This window comes from Aggregatibacter segnis ATCC 33393 (assembly GCF_900476035.1).
GTDB classification, from domain to species: Bacteria; Pseudomonadota; Gammaproteobacteria; order Enterobacterales; family Pasteurellaceae; genus Aggregatibacter; species Aggregatibacter segnis.
The window spans coordinates 1,607,513-1,626,634 of record NZ_LS483443.1 but is presented as its reverse complement, the minus strand read 5'-3'; the positions used below and the strand labels follow the sequence as shown (position 1 = coordinate 1,626,634).

The following is a 19,122-nucleotide window of genomic DNA, read 5'->3' as shown; positions in this document are numbered from 1 at the left end:
GGTGGAAAATTCGAGAGATTTTATTTAGCAACGATTTCTTTCTGGAGGAATTGAGCAAGATCAGGATGCTCAAACTGGAACCCTTGAGCTAGCAAATGTTGCGGTATGAGATTTTGGCTGTCGAGTAATAAATCTGCACGTTCACCGAGCAGCAGTTTCAATATAAATGCCGGTGCGGTTGCCATGTGAGGGCGGCGCAAGGTTTCACCTAATAACACATTAAATTCGGCGTTACGTATGGCATGTGGTGCAACGAAATTAAATGCGCCCCGGCAATCGGTATTTTCCAATAAAAATAAAATGCCACGTACCATATCCTCTAAGGCAATCCAACCCCAGAACTGTTTGCCGGAACCTAGTTTTCCACCTAAGCCACAACGATATAACGGCAACATTTTTGCCAATGCACCACCTTTTGTACCAAGCACCATACCCGTGCGCACGAGGCATACTCGCGTGTTGGCTTTTAAGGCTGCGGCTTCCCACTGTTGACATAAGCGAGCGGCAAAATGATCTGCCGTTGGCGTATTTTCATCAATCCGTTGTTCACCCCAATCACCGTAATAACCCGTGGCGGAACCGGAAATAAAACATTGAGGCGGATCGTCACTACGATTTATCAGGTGTGCCAGTTTTTCTGTTAATGAAATGCGGCTAGATTCTAACCGCTCTTTTTGTGTGGTTGTCCATCGACGAGAAAATATCGGTTCTCCGGCTAAATTAATGACCGCATCAAACTGATTAAAATGCTGAAAGTAATCTAATGTATTAATGAATTCAATGTGATAGGAGAGTTGCTGTTTGGCTTTTGCCGGATGGCGCACCAAGGCGGTAATTTGATGATTTTTCGCCAATAATGAAGGAATCAACGCGCTTCCGATAAAACCGGTAGCTCCAGTAATGAGAATTTTCATGCAGTTTTTCTGTTTTTGTCGAACTTAAAGGGTATTTTCGAATAAGTCTTGAATACGCAACATTAAGTTATTGATGTCAGTTTCTTTGGTTGGTGTCACAAAAATGGTGTCATCCCCAGCAATATTGCCCAAAATGCCTTCCATTTTACTCACGGAATCCAGCAGACGCGCGATAAGTTGTGCTGCGCCCGGTGTTGTTCGAATGACGATCAACATGTTGTTATGATCAATGTCTAACACTAAATCTTTTAAGGAACTCCGCGTATTTGGCACGCTTAACTCACTTGGCAAGCAATAGACCATTTCCATGCGGGTATTACGGGTGCGAACCGCCCCAAATTTACTGAGCATACGGGAGACTTTCGATTGATTAACCGAGCTAAATCCCATTTTATGTAATTCGGTGACGATTTCACTTTGTGAACCGTATTTTTCTTGGCGCAATAGATCCTTGAATGCTTTTGTCAGGTTATCCGGATTTTCGTTTAACATGAACCTTTCTCTTATCAGATTAAAGTGGCTGAATTTTGCATAAAAATAGCGTTTTTAGCAAATAAATATTTACTTTATAAGGTGAAAGTGCGGTGGAAATTTAAGGCGTTTTTTATGACCTTTTTTACGGGGGAAAAAGAAAAAATTTGAGTTAGATCGCACATTTGAATTTGTCTGTTTGAATTTAAACGTTGGTAGGCGTACAATTTTTACAAATTTTTAACTACCCATTTCTTACTACATGAGGAGAATGAAATGAAAGTTGCAGTTTTAGGTGCCGCAGGCGGTATCGGTCAAGCATTAGCATTATTGCTGAAACTACAGTTGCCGGCAGGTTCCGAGCTATCACTTTATGATATTGCACCGGTAACCCCGGGCGTTGCTGTGGATATCAGCCACATTCCGACCGCGGTTAAAGTGGAAGGTTTTGCCGGTGAAGATCCGACACCTGCATTAAAAGGCGCGGATGTCGTGCTGATTTCTGCCGGTGTAGCACGTAAACCGGGAATGGATCGCTCAGATCTATTCAACATTAACGCAGGCATCGTACGTAACTTAATTGAAAAAGTCGCTGTGACCTGTCCGAAAGCATGCATTGGGATCATTACCAACCCGGTAAATACTACCGTTGCGATTGCAGCAGAAGTCTTGAAAAAAGCCGGTGTTTATGACAAACGTAAATTATTTGGCGTGACCACATTGGACGTAGTTCGTTCAGAAACCTTTGTTGCCGAATTAAAAGGCTTAAACGTTTATCGTACAACCGTGCCGGTGATTGGCGGACACTCCGGCGTGACCATTCTTCCTTTATTATCTCAAGTGCCATACGCTGAATGGAAAGAGGAAGAAATTGAACCATTAACTAAACGTATTCAAAACGCCGGTACTGAAGTGGTGAATGCTAAAGCTGGTGGCGGTTCTGCAACCTTATCCATGGCTCAAGCTGCGGCACGTTTTGCAAATGCGGTAGTACGCGGATTACAAGGCGAAACGGTGATTGAATGTAGCTATGTGGAAGGCGATGGCAAATATGCTCGCTTCTTTGCTCAACCGATTCGTTTCGGTAAAGAAGGCGTAGAAGAAATTCTGCCAATCGGTAAACTCAGCGCGTTTGAGCAACAAGCGTTAGACGCTATGTTACCGACATTGCGTGCAGATATTGAATTAGGCGAAAAATTTGTTAATCCATAATTCAACTGGAAAATAAAAAATCCCCGTAGCCCTAAGGTTATGGGGATTTTTTTCGGATGTAAATAAAAAGTGCGGTCGAATTTGACAGCACTTTTATCCTTTGGAAAGCAGAAATTAATCTACTTTTACAATCCAACCTTCCGGTGCTTCTACGTCACCGAACTGGATGCCGGTAAGTTCTTCATAAAGGCGTTTAGTGATTGGACCCACGTCAGTTTCTGAATAGAAAACGTGGAAGTCATCGCCATATTGAATGCCGCCGATAGGTGAAATAACCGCAGCTGTGCCGCAAGCACCCGCTTCGGCGAATTGGTCTAATTCATTGATATAGACATCACCTTCAATGGTTTCCATGCCTAAGCGTTCTTTGGCTAAATAGAGCAGTGAGTATTTGGTGATACTTGGCAAAATGGATGGCGAAAGTGGCGTGATGAATTTGTTATCGCGTGTGATACCGAAAAAGTTTGCCGCGCCCACTTCTTCAATTTTGGTATGGGTTTTCGGATCAAGATAAATGGCATCAGCAAATTTGCGTTCAGCGGCAAGTTCATGTGGTAATAAACTTGCAGCATAGTTTCCGCCCACTTTGACGCCACCGGTACCATGTGGTGCAGCGCGGTCATAATCGGTTACCAAGAAATTAGACGGTTTCATACCACCTTTGAAATAGGCGCCTACCGGGCAACAGAAAACGGAGAAAATGTATTCCGGTGCGGGGCGTACGCCGATGTTTTCACCGACACCGATAACGAATGGACGAAGATAAAGTGTGGCCCCGCTACCATATGGCGCAAGCCATTTTTCGTTGGCTTTGACCACTTCTTTACAGGCGCGGATAAATAATTCTGTCGGAACTTGTGGCATTAACAGGCGATCGCAGGTGTTTTGCATACGTTTCGCATTTTGATCCGGACGGAAAAGGTTGATTGAACCGTCTTTGCAACGGTAGGCTTTTAAGCCCTCGAAACATTGTTGTCCGTAATGCAGCGCGGTGGAACCTTCGTGAATATGCAATGTGCTGTCAGTGGTTAATTCACCATTGTCCCATTTGCCGTCTTTCCAATGGGCGATAAAACGATAATCTGTTTTGATATAACTGAATCCGAGATTTTTCCAATCAAGTAAGTCTGACATGGTTTTTCCTTAATATAGATTGAGATTTAAGTCGTTTTTAATCTACACCATTCCATCAGGATTGAAAATATTTTAGTCGTAAAAACAAATGAAAAGTTTAAGTGGGAAGACTCTCGTTTGTGGAAGAGGAATAGGGCAGGAAATAACAGCAGAACTATGTTAAAATCGCCCATAAAAAACACCGCTCTTTTAGGAGCGGTGTCTGGCGAAAATGCCAAAAATACAGGAAATGAAAAGAAAAAGTAACTTTCGTTACTTTGGTTTGGAAAAACCAAACAATATGCAAACACAACATCATACTTAATTCGAAAATCTTAACAGTTAAGAAATTGTGACTTAAGTATGGTTTCATTTTAAGTAGAATAAGTATAACGGGCAAAAGAGATTTTTTTATTAGATTGATAAAAAAAAGTAATCTGATTTAAATTTTTTCTAAGAAATGAATCATTGGGAAATAACATGTATAAACGTTTGCCACCTTTAAATTCGCTAAAAGCATTTGAGTCAGCCGCGAGATTTTTAAGTTTCACGAAAGCGGCGGATGAATTATTTGTGACGCAAGCAGCGATTAGCCATCAAATAAAAATTTTGGAAGATTTCTTAGGCGTTACGTTATTTAAACGTAAAAATCGTGCGCTGGAGTTAACTGATTTTGGCAAAGCCTACTATGCGGACATCACCAAAATTCTGCACCGTTTAGCGGAGGCGACGGATAAATTATTCGCTTTAAAAAATGATAAACATTTAACCATCAGTGTGCCGCAAACTTTTGGTATTCAATGGTTGGTGCCACGTTTAAGCGAATTTAATAAATTATATCCCGACATTGAAGTACGCTTAAAAGGTGTCGATCAAGATGAAGGCTTGCTTAGCCAAGACATTGATATTGCGATTTATTACGGCAAAGGCAACTGGGATAACTTACAAGTGGATCGTTTGGTGGAAGAGGATTTACTGGTGCTTGCTGCACCGAAATTATTGGCACAAAAACCAATTCATCAGCCACAGGATTTAAAACATCATACCTTGTTGCACATTCATGCCCGCGATAATTGGCAACATATGGCAAATTATTTGGCATTGGAAGAATTGAATATTCAGCAAGGCCCAATCTTTAGTCATACCTTCATGGCCTTGCAAGCGGCAATTCATGAACAAGGCATTGTGCTTGCCAATCGTATTTTAGCGCAACAAGAGCTAGACAACGGCAATTTACAACCGGTATTTGATACCCATTTGCGGGATCCGAAATCCTTTTATGTGGTCAATCATTTAGATAACAGTAATGATGAGCGCATTGTGGCGTTCCGTTCCTGGATTATTCAAACCATTAATCAAGAAGAAAATAAACAAGAAAATGAATAAGTTGGCATTATATTGTCGGATGGGATTTGAGCGCGAGTTGGCGGCAGAAATCACCGATAAAGCAGCAGAAAAAGGCGTCTTTGGCTTCGCCCGTGTGACCGAAAACAGCGGCTATGTAATTTTTGAATGTTATCAGCCCGGCGAAGCCGATTTATTGGCACGAGAATTGCCCTTTCAACAGCTGATTTTTGCCCGTCAAATGATCGTGGTTTCCGATTTGCTGACGGATTTACCACAACAGGATCGCATCACACCGATTCTTCAGCAATATCAACAGATTGCGGAGACCATCCCATTAACAAACAGCAATGAATTATGGGTAGAAACTGCCGATACGAATGAAGCGAAGGAATTGCTTGGATTTTGCCGTAAATTCACTGTGCCACTGCGCCAAGCGTTGAAAAAGCAAGGCTGGCTAAATGCAAAAAGTAACTTAAAGAGCGGTCTGACATTGCATGTTTTTTTCTTACAAAATAATACTTGTTATGTGGGCTACTCTTACAATCACAATCATTCCGCCCATTTAATGGGCATTCAACGCCTAAAATTCCCGGCAGATGCACCAAGTCGCTCTACATTAAAATTGGAAGAGGCGATTTTGAGTTTTATTCCGCGCCAAAAAGAAGCGGAATTGCTTAACGAAACCATGTATGCCGTGGATCTCGGTGCTTGCCCGGGCGGTTGGACATATCAGTTAGTGAAACGTGGTTTATTTGTATATGCCGTCGATCACGGCAAAATGGCAGCCAGTCTGCATGATACGGGGCGCATTGAGCATTGTGCGGAAGATGGCTTTAAGTTTCAGCCGCCGAAACGACGTAAAATTGATTGGCTAGTGTGCGACATGGTAGAGCAGCCAAGCCGAATTGCCGAGTTAATGGTGAAATGGCTGTTGAACGGTTGGTGTCATAGCATGATCTTTAATTTGAAGCTACCGATGAAAAAACGCTATGCGGAAGTACAACAATGTCTGCAATTTATTGCGGATAAATTGTCGCAGCAAGGGTTAAAATTCCAGTTACAGGCAAAACACCTGTATCACGATCGGGAAGAAATTACGGTTTACTTGCGTTTGCTATAAACGATTAGCGTGAAGTAAAACTTAAAAATTTTTGTTTTTTATACCGCATTTTGTGCAAATAATTTGTAAAATAACCGCGCTATTTACGCCAAAGTGCGGTTGTTTTTTTCGCTATTTATGATGGGAGACAAGTATGCGTTGTCCTTTTTGTTCGACAGAAGAAACCAAAGTGATTGACAGTCGTTTGGTTTCTGACGGTTTTCAGGTACGTCGCCGCAGAGAGTGCGGTCAGTGCCACGAACGTTTTACGACCTTTGAAACGGCAGAACTAATTGTGCCGAAAGTGATTAAAAATAACGGTAATCGTGAGCCGTTTAATGAAGATAAATTACGTCGAGGTATTCAACACGCCTTGGAAAAACGCCCCGTGAGTGCGGACGATGTGGAAAAAGCCATTAGCCGCATTATTCATAAATTGCGCGCGACCGGTGAGCGTGAAGTGCCAAGTAAATTGGTGGGTACGTTAGTGATGGAAGAATTAAAGAATTTAGATAAAGTGGCGTATATCCGTTTTGCCTCCGTCTATTTGAGTTTTGATAACATCAACGAATTTAGCCAAGAAATCGAAAACTTAAAGGATCATTGATGAACGAACCATTTAGCCCACAAGATGCCGCTTTTATGCAACTGGCGCTTGATTTAGCCAAACAGGGTGAATTCACCACAACGCCAAATCCTTCCGTGGGTTGCGTCTTGGTGAAAGACGGCGAGGTTGTCGGCAAAGGATTTCATGCGAAAGCCGGTGAGCCACACGCAGAAGTGATGGCATTACGTGAAGCTGGGGAAAAGGCACGTGGTGCAACCGCTTATGTCACCTTAGAACCCTGTTCTCATTTTGGGCGTACGCCGCCTTGTGCGAAAGGCTTAGTTGAAGCCGGCGTGAGTAAAGTGATTGCGGCGATGTGCGATCCGAACCCACAAGTGGCGGGCAAAGGGTTACAGATTTTAAGCGATGCAGGCATTCAAAGTGCGGTGGGATTATTGGAAGAAAATGCCGAACAGCTAAATAAAGGCTTTTTGAAACGCATGCGTACCGGCAAACCTTTCGTGCAATTAAAACTGGCCATGAGTATTGATGGCAAAACGGCCATGGCAAGTGGCGAAAGCAAATGGATTACCGGCGCGCAGGCAAGGGCGGATGTGCAGCAATATCGTGCCAAAGCTTCCGCGATCTTATCGACTTCACAAACGGTGCTGGCGGATGATCCCAGCTTAAATGTGCGTTGGGAAGAATTGCCGCTTGACGTAAAAGCCAGCTATGCACAAGAAAAACTACGCCAACCGGTGCGTGTGATTTTGGATTCTAGCCATAAAGTGCGGTCGGATTTTAAGGTGTTTTCAACGGAATCACCGGTTTGGTTGGTGGGCGAAGAGGATTATTCGCTGACAGATTTTCCGCCCTTTACGGATTACTTAAAATTAGACAGAAACCAAGGTGAAACGCGCTTGCAGTCATTGATGGCAGAGTTAGGCAAGCGTCAAATTAACACCCTTTGGGTGGAAGCGGGTGCGACGTTGGCAGGCGCATTAATTGCTGAAAATCTGGTGGATGAACTGATTATTTACATGGCGCCAAAATTGTTAGGCGATCAAGCCAGAGATTTATGCCATTTGCCTAATTTAACGCAACTTGCCGATGCGCCTTTATGGCAACTGCAATCTTGCGAACCTGTCGGCGATGATCTCAAGTTAATTTATATAAGAAAATGAGGAACTGATGCTAAAGAAACTTTTTCATTCGGCGATTATCGGCTTGGCTTCTGCTGCCGTGATTTTGTATGTCATGCCTAAAATCACTGACTCTCAACATGATGTTGCTTCTTATCGGGATGCTGTACGTATTGCCTCGCCTGCCGTGGTGAATGTTTATAATCAAGCCTTTACGTCCTCTTCTTCTCAGTTCCAAGTGAATAACCTCGGTTCTGGTGTGATCATGTCGAAAGACGGTTACATTCTGACCAACAAACACGTGATTCAAAATGCCGATCAAATTGTGGTGGCATTGCAAAATGGCAATATTTTTGATGCGGCATTAATTGGTTCAGATGCGTTAACGGATTTAGCCGTATTGAAAATCAAAGCGGATAACTTATCCACGATTCCACAAAATCCCAATCGCCCTGTGCATGTGGGCGATGTGGCGTTAGCCATTGGTAATCCATACAATTTGGGACAAAGTGTGTCGCAAGGGATTGTCAGTGCGGTAGGGCGTAGTGCGGTTGGTGAAGCACTGGGCCGCCAAAACTTTATCCAAACTGACGCATCCATTAACCGAGGTAATTCCGGTGGGGCGTTAATTAATTCTGCTGGTGAGCTATTGGGTATCAGCACATTGAGTATCGGCAAAACCGCCAATGAAATCGCGGAAGGCTTAAATTTTGCGATTCCTATTGATTTAGCCAATGACGTCATGAAAAAAATTATTCGTGATGGACGTGTCATTCGTGGTTATTTCGGTGTACAAACAGATATTTTATTTAGCAATGGGCAAGGGGCATCTTCGCAAGGTGTGCTCATCACCAGCATTATTCCGAATAGCCCGGCAGCAAAAGCAGGGTTACAGGCAGGCGATATCATTCTGAAAATCAATGAGGTCGAGGCACGTTCTCCGGCAGAAATGATGAAACTTATCGCGGATGTGCGTCCGAATACACAGGTTCAGGTTGAAATTTCCCGCTTGGGTCAAGTGTATAAGATTCCTGTAGTTATCGAAGAATATACCTTTAATTAATGGGTTGTGGCATGGAACAAATTAAAACCAGTCATTTTTTCGCTTGTTTGGATCGCTTAAGATTGATTCAGCGCTGGTCGCTCATGCGTAATATTGAACGAGAAAATTTGGCGGAGCACAGCTTGCAGGTGGCATTTGTTGCCCATGCGTTGGCGTTAATTAAAAACCGTTTTTACGGTGCCCAACTCAACGCAGATCGTATTGCCGTGATGGCGATGTATCACGACACCTCGGAAATTTTTACCGGTGATTTGCCTACACCCATTAAATATTTCAATGATGAGATAACGCATGCCTATAAACAAATTGAAACGGCGGCTGAGTTACATTTAATGAGTTTATTGCCGGAAGCATTGCAGACTGATTTTTTACCTTATTTGGATAATCAATGTTTTGCAGAGGAAGAAAAGCACATTGTTAAGCAGGCGGATTTAATTTGTGCTTATATTAAAGTGAAATTTGAGCTGGAAAATGGCAATCAGGAATTTAAATCGGCAAAAGTGCGGTTAGAAAAATTGATGGATCAATGGCAAAGCCCCGAAATGGATTATTTTTTACAGGTGTTTGTACCGAGTTTCGGCAAATCCATTGATGAAATTACATTGTAAATTTTTTTATTGCTTTTCTTACAAAAGTGCGGTGAAAAATCACCGCACTTTTTTTGTCTTTTGACATTAATAAAGCGTCGCAATAATCACTTGTTCCGGATCAACAGAAGTCCAAACGGACTGATTGATTTCCACATGTTGATCTTTGGTGAGCGTTGCACAGAACTCGATGTTTGAGCCTTCTAACACTAGAATCGCTTCACCGGCTTCACCTTTATCAATAATGGAGGTGACTGTCGCTTTAAATTGATTTGGCAAATTTTCTTGCGGATTGGCGGTAATTTTGACCCATGGTGCTTTAAACATCACCATTACTTCTTTGTCAGATTCAAGTTTTAAACGCACCGCACTTTTTTCAGTGATAGAGACAGTCAGCGGTTTGTCAAAATCTTCTAAAAGAATGTCAACAAAACAGTGAACATCTTCAAATCTTAATGCTTGTACTTTGCCGAAAAATTGGTTTCTGGCACTGGTTTGTAAAGAAAAACGCGCCATAGCAGAGAGCAAACTGTTTAACGGCACTTTTTCATCATGCAGAATATCAAAGGCTTTTTCTTGGGTTTGTTCTAATAAATCATAGAGTTTCAATAAACGTTGTGCATAAACGGTTAATGCCGTTCCGCCACCATTTCGCCCACCAATATTGCGTTCTAGCAATGGTTTGGGGCTAATTTTGTTCATGGCTTCAAGGTGATCCCAAGCGCTTTTATAACTGACATTGGCATTTTTAGCCGCTTGATTGATAGAACCGCATTTTTCAATTTCTTGTAATAAACGGATGCGTTTAGGATCGGCGAAAAGGGTTTCTTTCAGTTTGATGGTGAGTAAAATTTCTGTTCCGTTCATCGTGTTCCTCAAAATTGCGCTGACGACTATATGCGGCACATCATACTATATTTCTAAAAGAATAAGAATGTTTAACCCTACCTCCGAAAGGTTAGCGTATATTTTGTTTTTTAAATAATGGATTATACGCCTTTTATTTCTTTATTTTCGTTGTATAATTTGCGCTATATATAAATTATTAACCAACCAAAACGGAGTTTTTACTATGTTTAAATATTCAAAAATCGCTGCCGGTTTAGCGGCGGCTTGTTTAGCATTCTCTCTTTCTGCACAGGCGAAAGTGACTGTGTTTGCTGCTGCTTCCATGACCGATTCATTAAAACAAGTGGCAGAAGATTACAAAAAAGTAAATCCAAAAGAAGAAGTGGTCTTTTCTTTTGCTTCCTCTTCAACCTTAGCAAAACAAATTGAAGAAGGTGCACCAGCGGATTTATTTATTTCAGCCAGCACAAAATGGATGAAATACCTTTCAGAAAAAGGGTTAACGGTTAAAGAAACCGAAAAATTATTAGTGGGTAATGAACTGGTTTTAATCTCACAAAAAGACAGCAAATTACAAAACGTTGATATCGCAAAAGGTGAATGGATTAAGCAATTAAAAGATGCTTATTTGTCTGTAGGTGACCCTGCGCACGTGCCTGCCGGTCAATATGCGGAAGAAGCGTTAACCAAATTAAACTTATGGGATCAAGTCAAAGACAAATTAGCTCGTGCCAAAGACGTGCGTGCGGCATTAGCCTTAGTTGAACGTGGTGAAGCACCTTTAGGTATTGTGTACGCAACCGATGCGAAAGTGAGCAAAGAAGTGAAAGCGATTGGCGTGTTCCCACAAGATTCTTACAAACCGGCGGATTATCCTGTTGCGATTTTAAAAGATCACAACAATGCGGAAACGCAAGCATTCTTGAAATACTTACAATCGCCTGAAGCGAAAAAAGTATTTGCGGATTACGGTTTCTCTGTAAAATAAGCAGACTCGCTTTGACTCATTAAGCGTAGCCATAGTGCTACGCTTTGTTTATATAGGGAATTGAATTTTGCTTACAGAGTTTCTGGTGTTATTAGGCTTGAGCCCATTAGAAATCGATGCCATTCGCCTGAGTTTAGAAGTCTCCGTCAGTGCTATGGTATGGAGTTTGCCTGTTGCCGTTTGGGTGGCATGGCTTTTGGCACGAAAAGATTTTTATGGCAAATCCATTGTGGGCGGGATTATTCACTTGCCTTTGGTGTTGCCGCCGGTTGTCATTGGTTATCTCTTACTGGTTGCCATGGGACGCAATGGCTTTATCGGTAAATATTTACATCAATGGTTCGGGTTGACCTTTGGATTTAGCTGGAAAGGGGCGGTGTTAGCTTCTGCGGTGGTGGCATTCCCTTTGGTTGTGCGTGCTATTCGACTTTCCCTTGAAAGTATTGATTTAAAATTGGAACAGGCCGCCAGAACACTGGGGGCTTCTGCGTGGCGGGTGTTTTTAACCATCACGTTACCGTTATCTTTACCTGGCATTCTTGCCGGAATCGTGCTTGGTTTTGCCCGCTCTTTAGGGGAATTTGGTGCCACCATTACCTTTGTGTCCAATATTGCCGGCGAAACCCAAACCATTCCCTTGGCTATGTATTCCTTTATTCAAACACCAGGCGCAGAAGAACAAGCGGCTCGGTTATGTGTCTTTGCCGTGATTTTATCGCTGATTTCTTTATTGTTATCAGAATGGTTGGCAAAACGTATGCAAAAAAGATTAGGACAAAGTGATGCTACACATTGATGTAAAAAAACAGTTAGGCACTTTATCCCTCGAAGCGCATTTAGATATTCCATCACAAGGCGTTACCGCACTTTTTGGATTGTCCGGCTCGGGGAAATCTTCCCTCATTAACCTTGTCAGCGGATTGATTAATCCGGATGAAGGCGTGATTTCGTTAAATGATCGTGAATTGTTCAATTCGGCAGAAAATGTGTGTGTGCCGATCAATCAGCGCAACATAGGTTATGTTTTTCAGGATGCCCGTTTATTTCCTCATTATACGGTGAATGGCAACTTGCGTTATGGCATGAAAAATACCAGTAAAGATGAATTTAACTATATTGTTGAGTTGCTAGGTATCGGCCATTTGTTAAAACGTTATCCGATAACGTTGTCCGGTGGTGAAAAACAGCGTGTGGCTATTGGACGTGCTTTGTTAACCGATCCGGAAATTTTATTAATGGACGAACCGCTTTCTGCGTTGGATTTACCGCGTAAACGTGAATTGATGAATTATCTGGAACGGCTATCAAAAGAAATTAACATTCCGATTTTATATGTGACTCACAGTCTTGATGAATTGTTGCGTTTAGCCGAGCGGGTTGTATTGCTGACTAACGGCAAAGTTGAAGCTTATGATGTGTTGGAAAGTATTTGGGAAAGTCCGCTGTTTCTTCCTTGGAAACAGGAAAACGAACAAAGTGCGGTGCTTTCTTTGCCTGTTTTTATGCATAATCCATCTTATAAAATGACCGCACTTTCGATTGGCGATCAGAACATTTGGATTAATCAAGTTGAGGCGCAGATCAATGAGAAAGTCCGAATTTGCATTCATAGTTCTGATGTGTCGATTAGTTTGAATAAAGTAGAACAATCTAGTATTCGCAACACGTTGTATGGACGGATTGTTAAGATTTTAGAGCTGGAAAATCGAGTAGATTTAAAACTGGATATTGGCGGAAAACACCTTTGGGCAAGTATCAGTAAATGGTCTTTCCATGATTTAGCGTTACAACTGGGACAATTGGTTTATGCGCAAATTAAAACGATTTCCGTGATGTCGGCGTAATTTTATTTATACATACAAAAACAGCACCTTTAAGGTGCTGTTTTCTTTTCTTTAATGGTTTGCTTCAACAAGAAGTGCGGTCAAAATTTATTGCGTTTTTTAACCGCACTTTAAGATTAGCTAAATTTCTTAAAGATGACTTTGGTCTTTTCGCCTTTCTCTTCCCGTACAACGTCTTTTTCTAACTCAGGAAGTACTTCTTCGCGATACCATTTCGGGTGGTGTTTTTTCGCCCAGCGAACGGTTACCCAGCCTTCAACGACACCACGAATGGAGCCTTTCACCCAGAATGCCATGTACATGTGTACTAGGATACCGGTGAACAACATAAAGGCACAAACAGAGTGCAATAAGATGGCGATACGCAACACCGGAATAGAGAAGTGGTGCGAGAAGTATTGACGCCACATAATGATGCCGGAGCCCATTAAGGTAAACATGGCAAGGATTAATGTCCAGAACAACATTTTTTGACCCAAGTTATATTTACCGTTATCAGCAACAGCGTGCTCGTTACCTTTTAAGACTTCAAGCATTCCTTTCGCCCAACGAATATCGTTTTTCTCCGGAATGTTATGGTGCCAGTAGAGTGAACATAAGAACACAAAGGCAATAAACATTAAAATACCGGTGAACGGGTGAATCGCACGGGCAAGTTGTGGTGTACCAAGAATTTCCGTTAACCATGCAAAGTCAGGGAAGAAGAACGCTACCCCGGTAAACATGGTTAAGAAGAAACTGATTACCAAGAACCAGTGACTTAGACGCGCCGGGAGTTTATGACGAATGATACGGGTATCATTGGTAATCTCAAATTTACCTTTATTCATCTTTTTTGCCTCCCTCTACATCTTCAAATTCTTCGTGATGATCTTCAACATCTTCTTCCTCATTCGGGCCTACTGTGAGGTAGTGACCGATTTCAGCAAGTGCAAGACCACCCATGGCAACCGCAGCAACCGGTTTCAGGATGTCTTTCCATAATGTAACGGTTGTGTCGATTTGCGGATCTTTCGGTAAACCGGAATACAATTCAGGTTTATCTGCATGGTGTAATACATAGATTACATGCGTACCACCGACGCCTTCCGGATCGTAAATGCCGGCATTTTCATAGCCGCGCGCTTTAAGATCTGCAACACGTTGTTCCGCGTAGATTTTCATTTCTTCTTTGGAACCGAAACGAATTGCACCGGTCGGACAGGTTTTCACACAAGCAGGTTCTTGACCCACAGAAACACGGTCAACACAAAGGGTACATTTGTACACACGGTTGTCTTCCGGATTCATGCGTGGAATGTTGAACGGACAACCTGCGATACAGTAACCACAACCGATACATTTGTCAGATTGGAAATCCACGATACCGTTCGCATACTGGATGATCGCACCCGGTGCCGGACAAGCTTTTAAACAGCCCGGTTCTTGACAGTGCATACAACCATCTTTACGGATTAACCATTCTAAACGATCATTTTCTTCCACTTCATTGAAGCGCATCACCGTCCATGCTTTTGCATTGAGGTCAACCGGGTTGTCATAAATCCCCAAACATTGGGCATTCACGTCAGAACGAATATCATTCCATTCCGAACAACCTACCTGACAGGCTTTACAACCAATACAGGTGGATACATCAATGAGTTTTGCCACTTCAACTTTGTGATCACGCGCACGTGGCGGCTCAGTTAAGCCTGATGTAGCGGAGATCTTGATAATGTCTTGCGTTTGAACGCCTTGAGCAGTTCCAGCCATGTTATACCTCCGCCTTCTCAATATTAACTAGGAATGTTTTGTATTCCGGGGTTTGTGTGACTGATTCACCCCAAGATGGCGTTAAGGTGTTGGAGGAGAAACCACGGTTACCTTTACCATTTAATACTTTCATATTCCAGTGAATTGGGATACCTACATGGTGTACTGTTCTTCCGTCAATTTCTAACGCTTTCAAACGTTTTGTCACCACAGCAACAGCTTTGATATAACCACGACGAGAGGTAACTTTTACCATATCGCCTTTTTGGATGCCTTTTTCTGCTGCAAGTGCCTCACCGATTTCCACAAATTGTTGTGGTTGCGCGATGATGTTTAATGCCGCTTGTGCCGTCCAGCTGTGGAAATGCTCGGTTAAACGATAAGTTGTTGCGACAAACGGATACTCTTTATTTGAACCGATAAACTCACGGTCTTCTTTATAAATACGTACCGTTGGATCTGTTACAACACTTGGGTGTAACGGGTTCGTATCAATTGGACTTTCAATCGGTTCATAATGCTCCGGTACCGGTCCACTATTGACTTTATCAACAGCGAATAAACGACCAACACCTTCAGCAGACATGATAAACGGACCTGCATCAGAACCTGGTGGTTGTGTGCCATAGTCAGCAATATCAAACCAGTTCCAGTTTTTGCCGTTCCATTTGATCAACTGACGGTGTTTATCCCATGGATTACCGTTAATGTCTAAAGACGCACGGTTATAAAGCACGCGACGGTTTGCCGGCCATGCAAAGCTCCAACCTACGGTGCAACCTAATCCTGAAGGGTCAGAATTATCACGATTTGCCATTTGGTTACCTTTTTCTGTCCATTGACCAACATAGAGCCAGTTTCCAGATGTGGTAGTACCGTCATCTCTTAAGTGAGCAAATCCATTTAATAATTGACCTTTCTTATAGATGAGATTGTTATTCGCATCATAAAGATCCTCAAGTGCATAACCATTAAGCTCTTTGGCTAGTTCAACTGAGCTTGGTGAATGTGGTTGAGCATAATTCCAGGTCATCGCTTCAAAAGATTCAATACCACGACCACCTTCTTTCTTGTAAAGCTCATGCATTTCTTCACGGAGCATAGATAAAATCTCTGCATCCGGTAAGGCTTCGCCTGGTTGATCGCAAGATTTTTGGTGCCATTGTGCCCAACGACCTGAGTTAGCGATAGAACCATCTTCCTCTGCGAAACAGGTTGTAGGTAAACGGAATACCTCAGTTTGAATTTCTGCTGGATTTACATTGTTAGATTCACCAAAGTTTTTCCAGAACTCAGAACTTTCGGTTTGCAATGGATCCATAACGACTAAGTATTTCAACTTACTCATACCCGCAACAGTTTTGTTTTTGTTCGGTAATGAGTTTAATACGTTGAAACCTTGTAAAATCCAGCCGTTTAATTCACCGTCATGCATCATTTTGACATGAGTAATCGGGTCATAGATGCGATCGACTTTTGGTAAGAAGTCAAAGCCCCAGCCATTCTCTTTTGTTGCTTTATCTCCGTAGAAGGTTTTCATCATACTTACGAAGAATTTTGAGGTATTACGATAATAGTTGACTTGATTAGGCACGATATCTTTCGGCGTAATCGCATTCATATATTGTTCATAAGAGGTTTCTTTTTCGTTTGGTAAACGCATATAGCCTGGCAACATTGTTGGTAACAAGCCCATATCGGTTGTACCTTGTACGTTTGAGTGACCACGTAATGCGTTAATACCACCACCCGGCATACCAATATTACCTAAAAGTAATTGGATCATCGCCATGGAGCGAATATTTTGCGTACCGATTGTGTGTTCAGTAAAGCCAAGCGCATATAAGTGCGTCATGGTTTTATTTGGTGCCGATGTTTTACCGATTTCTTCACAGATTTGTAAGAAGGTTTTTTGTTTTACACCGGTAACTTTTTCAACCATTTCCGGGGTATAGCGGGAAACATGTTCTTTTAATACGTTAATGACACAACGTGGGTGTTGTAATGTCATATCACGTTTAGCATGACCATTTTCATCAAATTGGTAGTTCCAAGTTGATTTATCATACTTACCTTTTGCTTCGTCAAATCCGGAGAATAGACCGTCTTCGAACTTATAGCCTTCATTCACTAAGAAGGATGCATTGGTATAGTGTTTAACGTATTCGTGTTGAATTTGATTGGTTTCCAATAAGTAACGGATCACACCCATTAAGAATGCAATGTCAGAACCGGAACGAATTGGTGCGTGAAGGTCAGCTACGGAAGCTGTACGGTTAAAGCGCGGATCGACAACGATGATTTTCGCACCGTTTTTCTTCGCTTCAATGACCCAACGGAAGCCAACAGGGTGAGCTTCAGCAGGGTTACCGCCTTGAACAAGAATAAGATTGGCGTTTTTGATATCAACCCAGTTGTTTGTCATGGCACCGCGACCAAATGATGGAGCAAGACTTGCTACCGTTGGTCCGTGTCAAGTATTCGCTTGGTTACATACCGGAAGCATCCCTAACATGCGAATCCACTTATGGGTTAGCAATGCAGCTTCATTACTAATTGCCGATGCCGTCATAATCCCCGTGGTTGTCCAACGGTTGACGATATTGCCTTCGGCATTTTTCTCAACAAAGTTGGCATCGCGGTCATCTTTCATTAAGCGGGCAATGCGTTTAATGGCGTCTTGCCAAGAAATGCGCTCCCATTTATCAGAGCCCGGTGCACGATATTCCGGATATAAGGTCCGGCTTTCGCTATTTACGAAGTCTAAGGCACCGGCACCTTTAGGGCATAACGCACCACGGCTGATCGGATGATCCGGGTCGCCTTCGATATGGAATAATTTAGAACGGGTATTTGTCGCGGTGTGACCACTTATGGTATTAGATGGTGTACCTGTACTGTACATCAACATACCGCAACTTACCGAGCAGTATGTACAGGTTTGACGCGATTCTTTCGCACGCAATAGTTTGTATTCGCGTGGCGCAGCTAAGGCCGTAGCCGGAGCAAAGCCTAACATCGCAACCGATGTTCCTGCCATACCGCCGGCACAGACCTTGAAGAATTTTCTTCTTGAGATCTGCATAAACACTCCCCACAATCAACAAAATTTGTTGTTGTTTTCAGTTTGATAGTTTTAAATTTGTATTTAACTAGATAATCTGATGGTCGTTTTTGTTAAATTTGTATTAAAATTTAACAAAACGATGCTGAGTAGTTATGTAACAATAAAAATATATAGTTACCTTACTAGTAGCGGCGGGTAGAATACCTATTTTTTGTACAGAAATCCATAATTAATAATGGCTATAAGGATAGAAAATTTTGAGTTGGATCAAAAAAAAATTAATTCACTTTATTAAAAAATTAACAAATGAGCAACAAGGCGATAACAAGATTGCTATTTCTGAGAAACAAGAAATTTTAGCCACGGAAACGCCTGTGGCACTGGTGTATAACGATATTTCTCACACGGTGATGATGTGTTCTCCACGAGATTTGGAAGATTTCGCCATGGGGTTTTCTTTATCGGAAGGGATTATTGATAAACCGAGTGATATTTATGGCATTGATATTGAAGACGCCTGTAACGGCATTGAAGCAAGAATAGAGTTGGCAACGCGCTGTTTTGTCGCACTGAAAGATCATCGACGCACCTTAACCGGACGAACCGGTTGTGGCATTTGTGGGGCGGAACAGATTCAACAGGTTTATAAAAATGTCAAAAAATTAGACCGCACTTTAACCTTCCGTGTGGCACAACTAGACGATTGCTTACAGCAATTACAGGTCGCTCAGGAATTAGGTAAACAAACAGGCTCCACGCATGCGGCGGCATTTTTCTCCATGGAAGGTAAATTACTCGCCATTCGTGAAGATGTCGGGCGCCATGTGGCATTAGATAAATTATTGGGGTGGCATGCTAAAGCAAGTAAACCGCAAGGCTTTATTGTTGTGACCAGCCGCGCCAGTTATGAAATGGTGCAAAAAACAGTCTCTGCAGGCATAGAAATGTTAGTCGCAATTTCAGCTTCAACAGATTTGGCGGTAGAAATGGCAGAACAATACAACTTAACGTTAATTGGTTTTGCCAGACCTGGGCGTGCGACGGTTTATAGTGGTAGAGAACGTTTAGCAATTGATGATTAACCTTTTTTCGTTTCCCCTGTATGTATGATGTTTCTCCTCTTT

General features: G+C 42.3%; 18 protein-coding genes. 11 read left to right on the top strand and 7 right to left on the bottom strand.

What is annotated here, in order from left to right; translation table 11 throughout:
- Positions 1–20: 20 nt before the first annotated feature.
- Both DQN58_RS07880 and argR read right to left on the bottom strand, forming a co-directional pair.
- The gene (locus DQN58_RS07880) at positions 21–914 is read right to left on the bottom strand and encodes a TIGR01777 family oxidoreductase (RefSeq protein ID WP_006718492.1); all 894 of its coding nucleotides are present in this window, start codon (positions 912–914) and stop codon (positions 21–23) included.
- A 24-nt stretch (positions 915–938) separates the two neighbouring features.
- Positions 939–1,406 carry a transcriptional regulator ArgR gene (gene argR, locus DQN58_RS07875; protein ID WP_006718490.1) on the bottom strand — a complete coding sequence of 156 codons (468 nt, stop codon included), beginning with the start codon at positions 1,404–1,406 and terminating at the stop codon, positions 939–941.
- A gap of 255 nt (positions 1,407–1,661) precedes the next feature.
- Between argR and mdh the strand changes: the two genes are divergently transcribed.
- Positions 1,662–2,597, top strand: a complete 936-nt coding sequence (gene mdh / locus DQN58_RS07870) for a malate dehydrogenase (protein ID WP_006718486.1) — start codon at positions 1,662–1,664, stop codon at positions 2,595–2,597.
- 114 nt (positions 2,598–2,711) lie between these two features.
- Here the strand turns inward: mdh and DQN58_RS07865 are convergent, their stop codons facing one another.
- Complete coding sequence (locus DQN58_RS07865) at positions 2,712–3,731, bottom strand: branched-chain amino acid aminotransferase (RefSeq protein WP_006718485.1); 1,020 nt, start codon at positions 3,729–3,731, stop codon at positions 2,712–2,714.
- Between the two features lie 459 nt (positions 3,732–4,190).
- On the opposite strand from DQN58_RS07865, the gene DQN58_RS07855 reads away from it, so the two are divergent.
- The 6 genes from DQN58_RS07855 to yfbR all read left to right on the top strand — a co-directional run bounded on the left by DQN58_RS07855 (position 4,191) and on the right by yfbR (position 9,516).
- Positions 4,191–5,096, top strand: coding sequence for a transcriptional regulator GcvA (locus tag DQN58_RS07855; protein ID WP_006718483.1), 906 nt, complete (start codon positions 4,191–4,193; stop codon positions 5,094–5,096).
- Positions 5,089–6,177, top strand: coding sequence for a 23S rRNA (cytidine(2498)-2'-O)-methyltransferase RlmM (gene rlmM, locus DQN58_RS07850; RefSeq protein ID WP_006718481.1), 1,089 nt, complete (start codon positions 5,089–5,091; stop codon positions 6,175–6,177). Before DQN58_RS07855 ends, rlmM begins: the two co-directional genes overlap by 8 nt.
- A gap of 133 nt (positions 6,178–6,310) precedes the next feature.
- Positions 6,311–6,763, top strand: coding sequence for a transcriptional regulator NrdR (gene nrdR / locus DQN58_RS07845; protein WP_006718479.1), 453 nt, complete (start codon positions 6,311–6,313; stop codon positions 6,761–6,763).
- Positions 6,763–7,887, top strand: coding sequence for a bifunctional diaminohydroxyphosphoribosylaminopyrimidine deaminase/5-amino-6-(5-phosphoribosylamino)uracil reductase RibD (ribD, locus tag DQN58_RS07840; RefSeq protein WP_006718477.1), 1,125 nt, complete (start codon positions 6,763–6,765; stop codon positions 7,885–7,887). Before nrdR ends, ribD begins: the two co-directional genes overlap by 1 nt.
- A 7-nt stretch (positions 7,888–7,894) precedes the next feature.
- Positions 7,895–8,908 carry an outer membrane-stress sensor serine endopeptidase DegS gene (gene degS / locus DQN58_RS07835; protein WP_006718476.1) on the top strand — a complete coding sequence of 338 codons (1,014 nt, stop codon included), beginning with the start codon at positions 7,895–7,897 and terminating at the stop codon, positions 8,906–8,908.
- Positions 8,909–8,919: 11 nt separating this feature from the next.
- Complete coding sequence (gene yfbR / locus DQN58_RS07830) at positions 8,920–9,516, top strand: 5'-deoxynucleotidase (RefSeq protein WP_032998154.1); 597 nt, start codon at positions 8,920–8,922, stop codon at positions 9,514–9,516.
- Between the two features lie 66 nt (positions 9,517–9,582).
- Here yfbR and DQN58_RS07825 read toward each other — a convergent pair whose 3' ends face one another.
- Positions 9,583–10,362, bottom strand: a complete 780-nt coding sequence (locus DQN58_RS07825) for a TOBE domain-containing protein (protein WP_006718472.1) — start codon at positions 10,360–10,362, stop codon at positions 9,583–9,585.
- A 205-nt stretch (positions 10,363–10,567) separates the two neighbouring features.
- On the opposite strand from DQN58_RS07825, the gene modA reads away from it, so the two are divergent.
- From modA to modC, 3 genes are all read left to right on the top strand, one after another.
- Positions 10,568–11,332: a molybdate ABC transporter substrate-binding protein gene (gene modA, locus DQN58_RS07820; RefSeq protein WP_006718469.1), complete on the top strand. Its 765-nt coding sequence runs from the start codon at positions 10,568–10,570 to the stop codon at positions 11,330–11,332.
- Positions 11,333–11,399: 67 nt separating this feature from the next.
- Positions 11,400–12,128, top strand: coding sequence for a molybdate ABC transporter permease subunit (gene modB / locus DQN58_RS07815; protein WP_006718467.1), 729 nt, complete (start codon positions 11,400–11,402; stop codon positions 12,126–12,128).
- Positions 12,115–13,176, top strand: coding sequence for a molybdenum ABC transporter ATP-binding protein ModC (modC, locus tag DQN58_RS07810; RefSeq protein WP_006718465.1), 1,062 nt, complete (start codon positions 12,115–12,117; stop codon positions 13,174–13,176). Before modB ends, modC begins: the two co-directional genes overlap by 14 nt.
- 116 nt (positions 13,177–13,292) lie before the next feature.
- On the opposite strand, the gene DQN58_RS07805 is transcribed toward modC, so the two are convergent.
- The 3 genes from DQN58_RS07805 to fdnG are packed head-to-tail and all read right to left on the bottom strand — an operon-like array spanning position 13,293 to position 18,016.
- Positions 13,293–14,006 carry a formate dehydrogenase subunit gamma gene (locus DQN58_RS07805; protein ID WP_006718463.1) on the bottom strand — a complete coding sequence of 238 codons (714 nt, stop codon included), beginning with the start codon at positions 14,004–14,006 and terminating at the stop codon, positions 13,293–13,295.
- Complete coding sequence (gene fdxH, locus DQN58_RS07800; RefSeq protein WP_006718461.1) at positions 13,999–14,931, bottom strand: formate dehydrogenase subunit beta; 933 nt, start codon at positions 14,929–14,931, stop codon at positions 13,999–14,001. Before fdxH ends, DQN58_RS07805 begins: the two co-directional genes overlap by 8 nt.
- Before the next feature lies 1 nt (position 14,932).
- On the bottom strand, positions 14,933–18,016 hold the full coding sequence (gene fdnG, locus DQN58_RS07795; protein ID WP_155811788.1) for a formate dehydrogenase-N subunit alpha: 3,084 nt from the start codon (positions 18,014–18,016) through the stop codon (positions 14,933–14,935).
- Positions 18,017–18,255: 239 nt separating this feature from the next.
- Between fdnG and fdhD the strand changes: the two genes are divergently transcribed.
- Positions 18,256–19,080 carry a formate dehydrogenase accessory sulfurtransferase FdhD gene (gene fdhD, locus DQN58_RS07785; RefSeq protein WP_006718457.1) on the top strand — a complete coding sequence of 275 codons (825 nt, stop codon included), beginning with the start codon at positions 18,256–18,258 and terminating at the stop codon, positions 19,078–19,080.
- Positions 19,081–19,122: the final 42 nt, after the last annotated feature.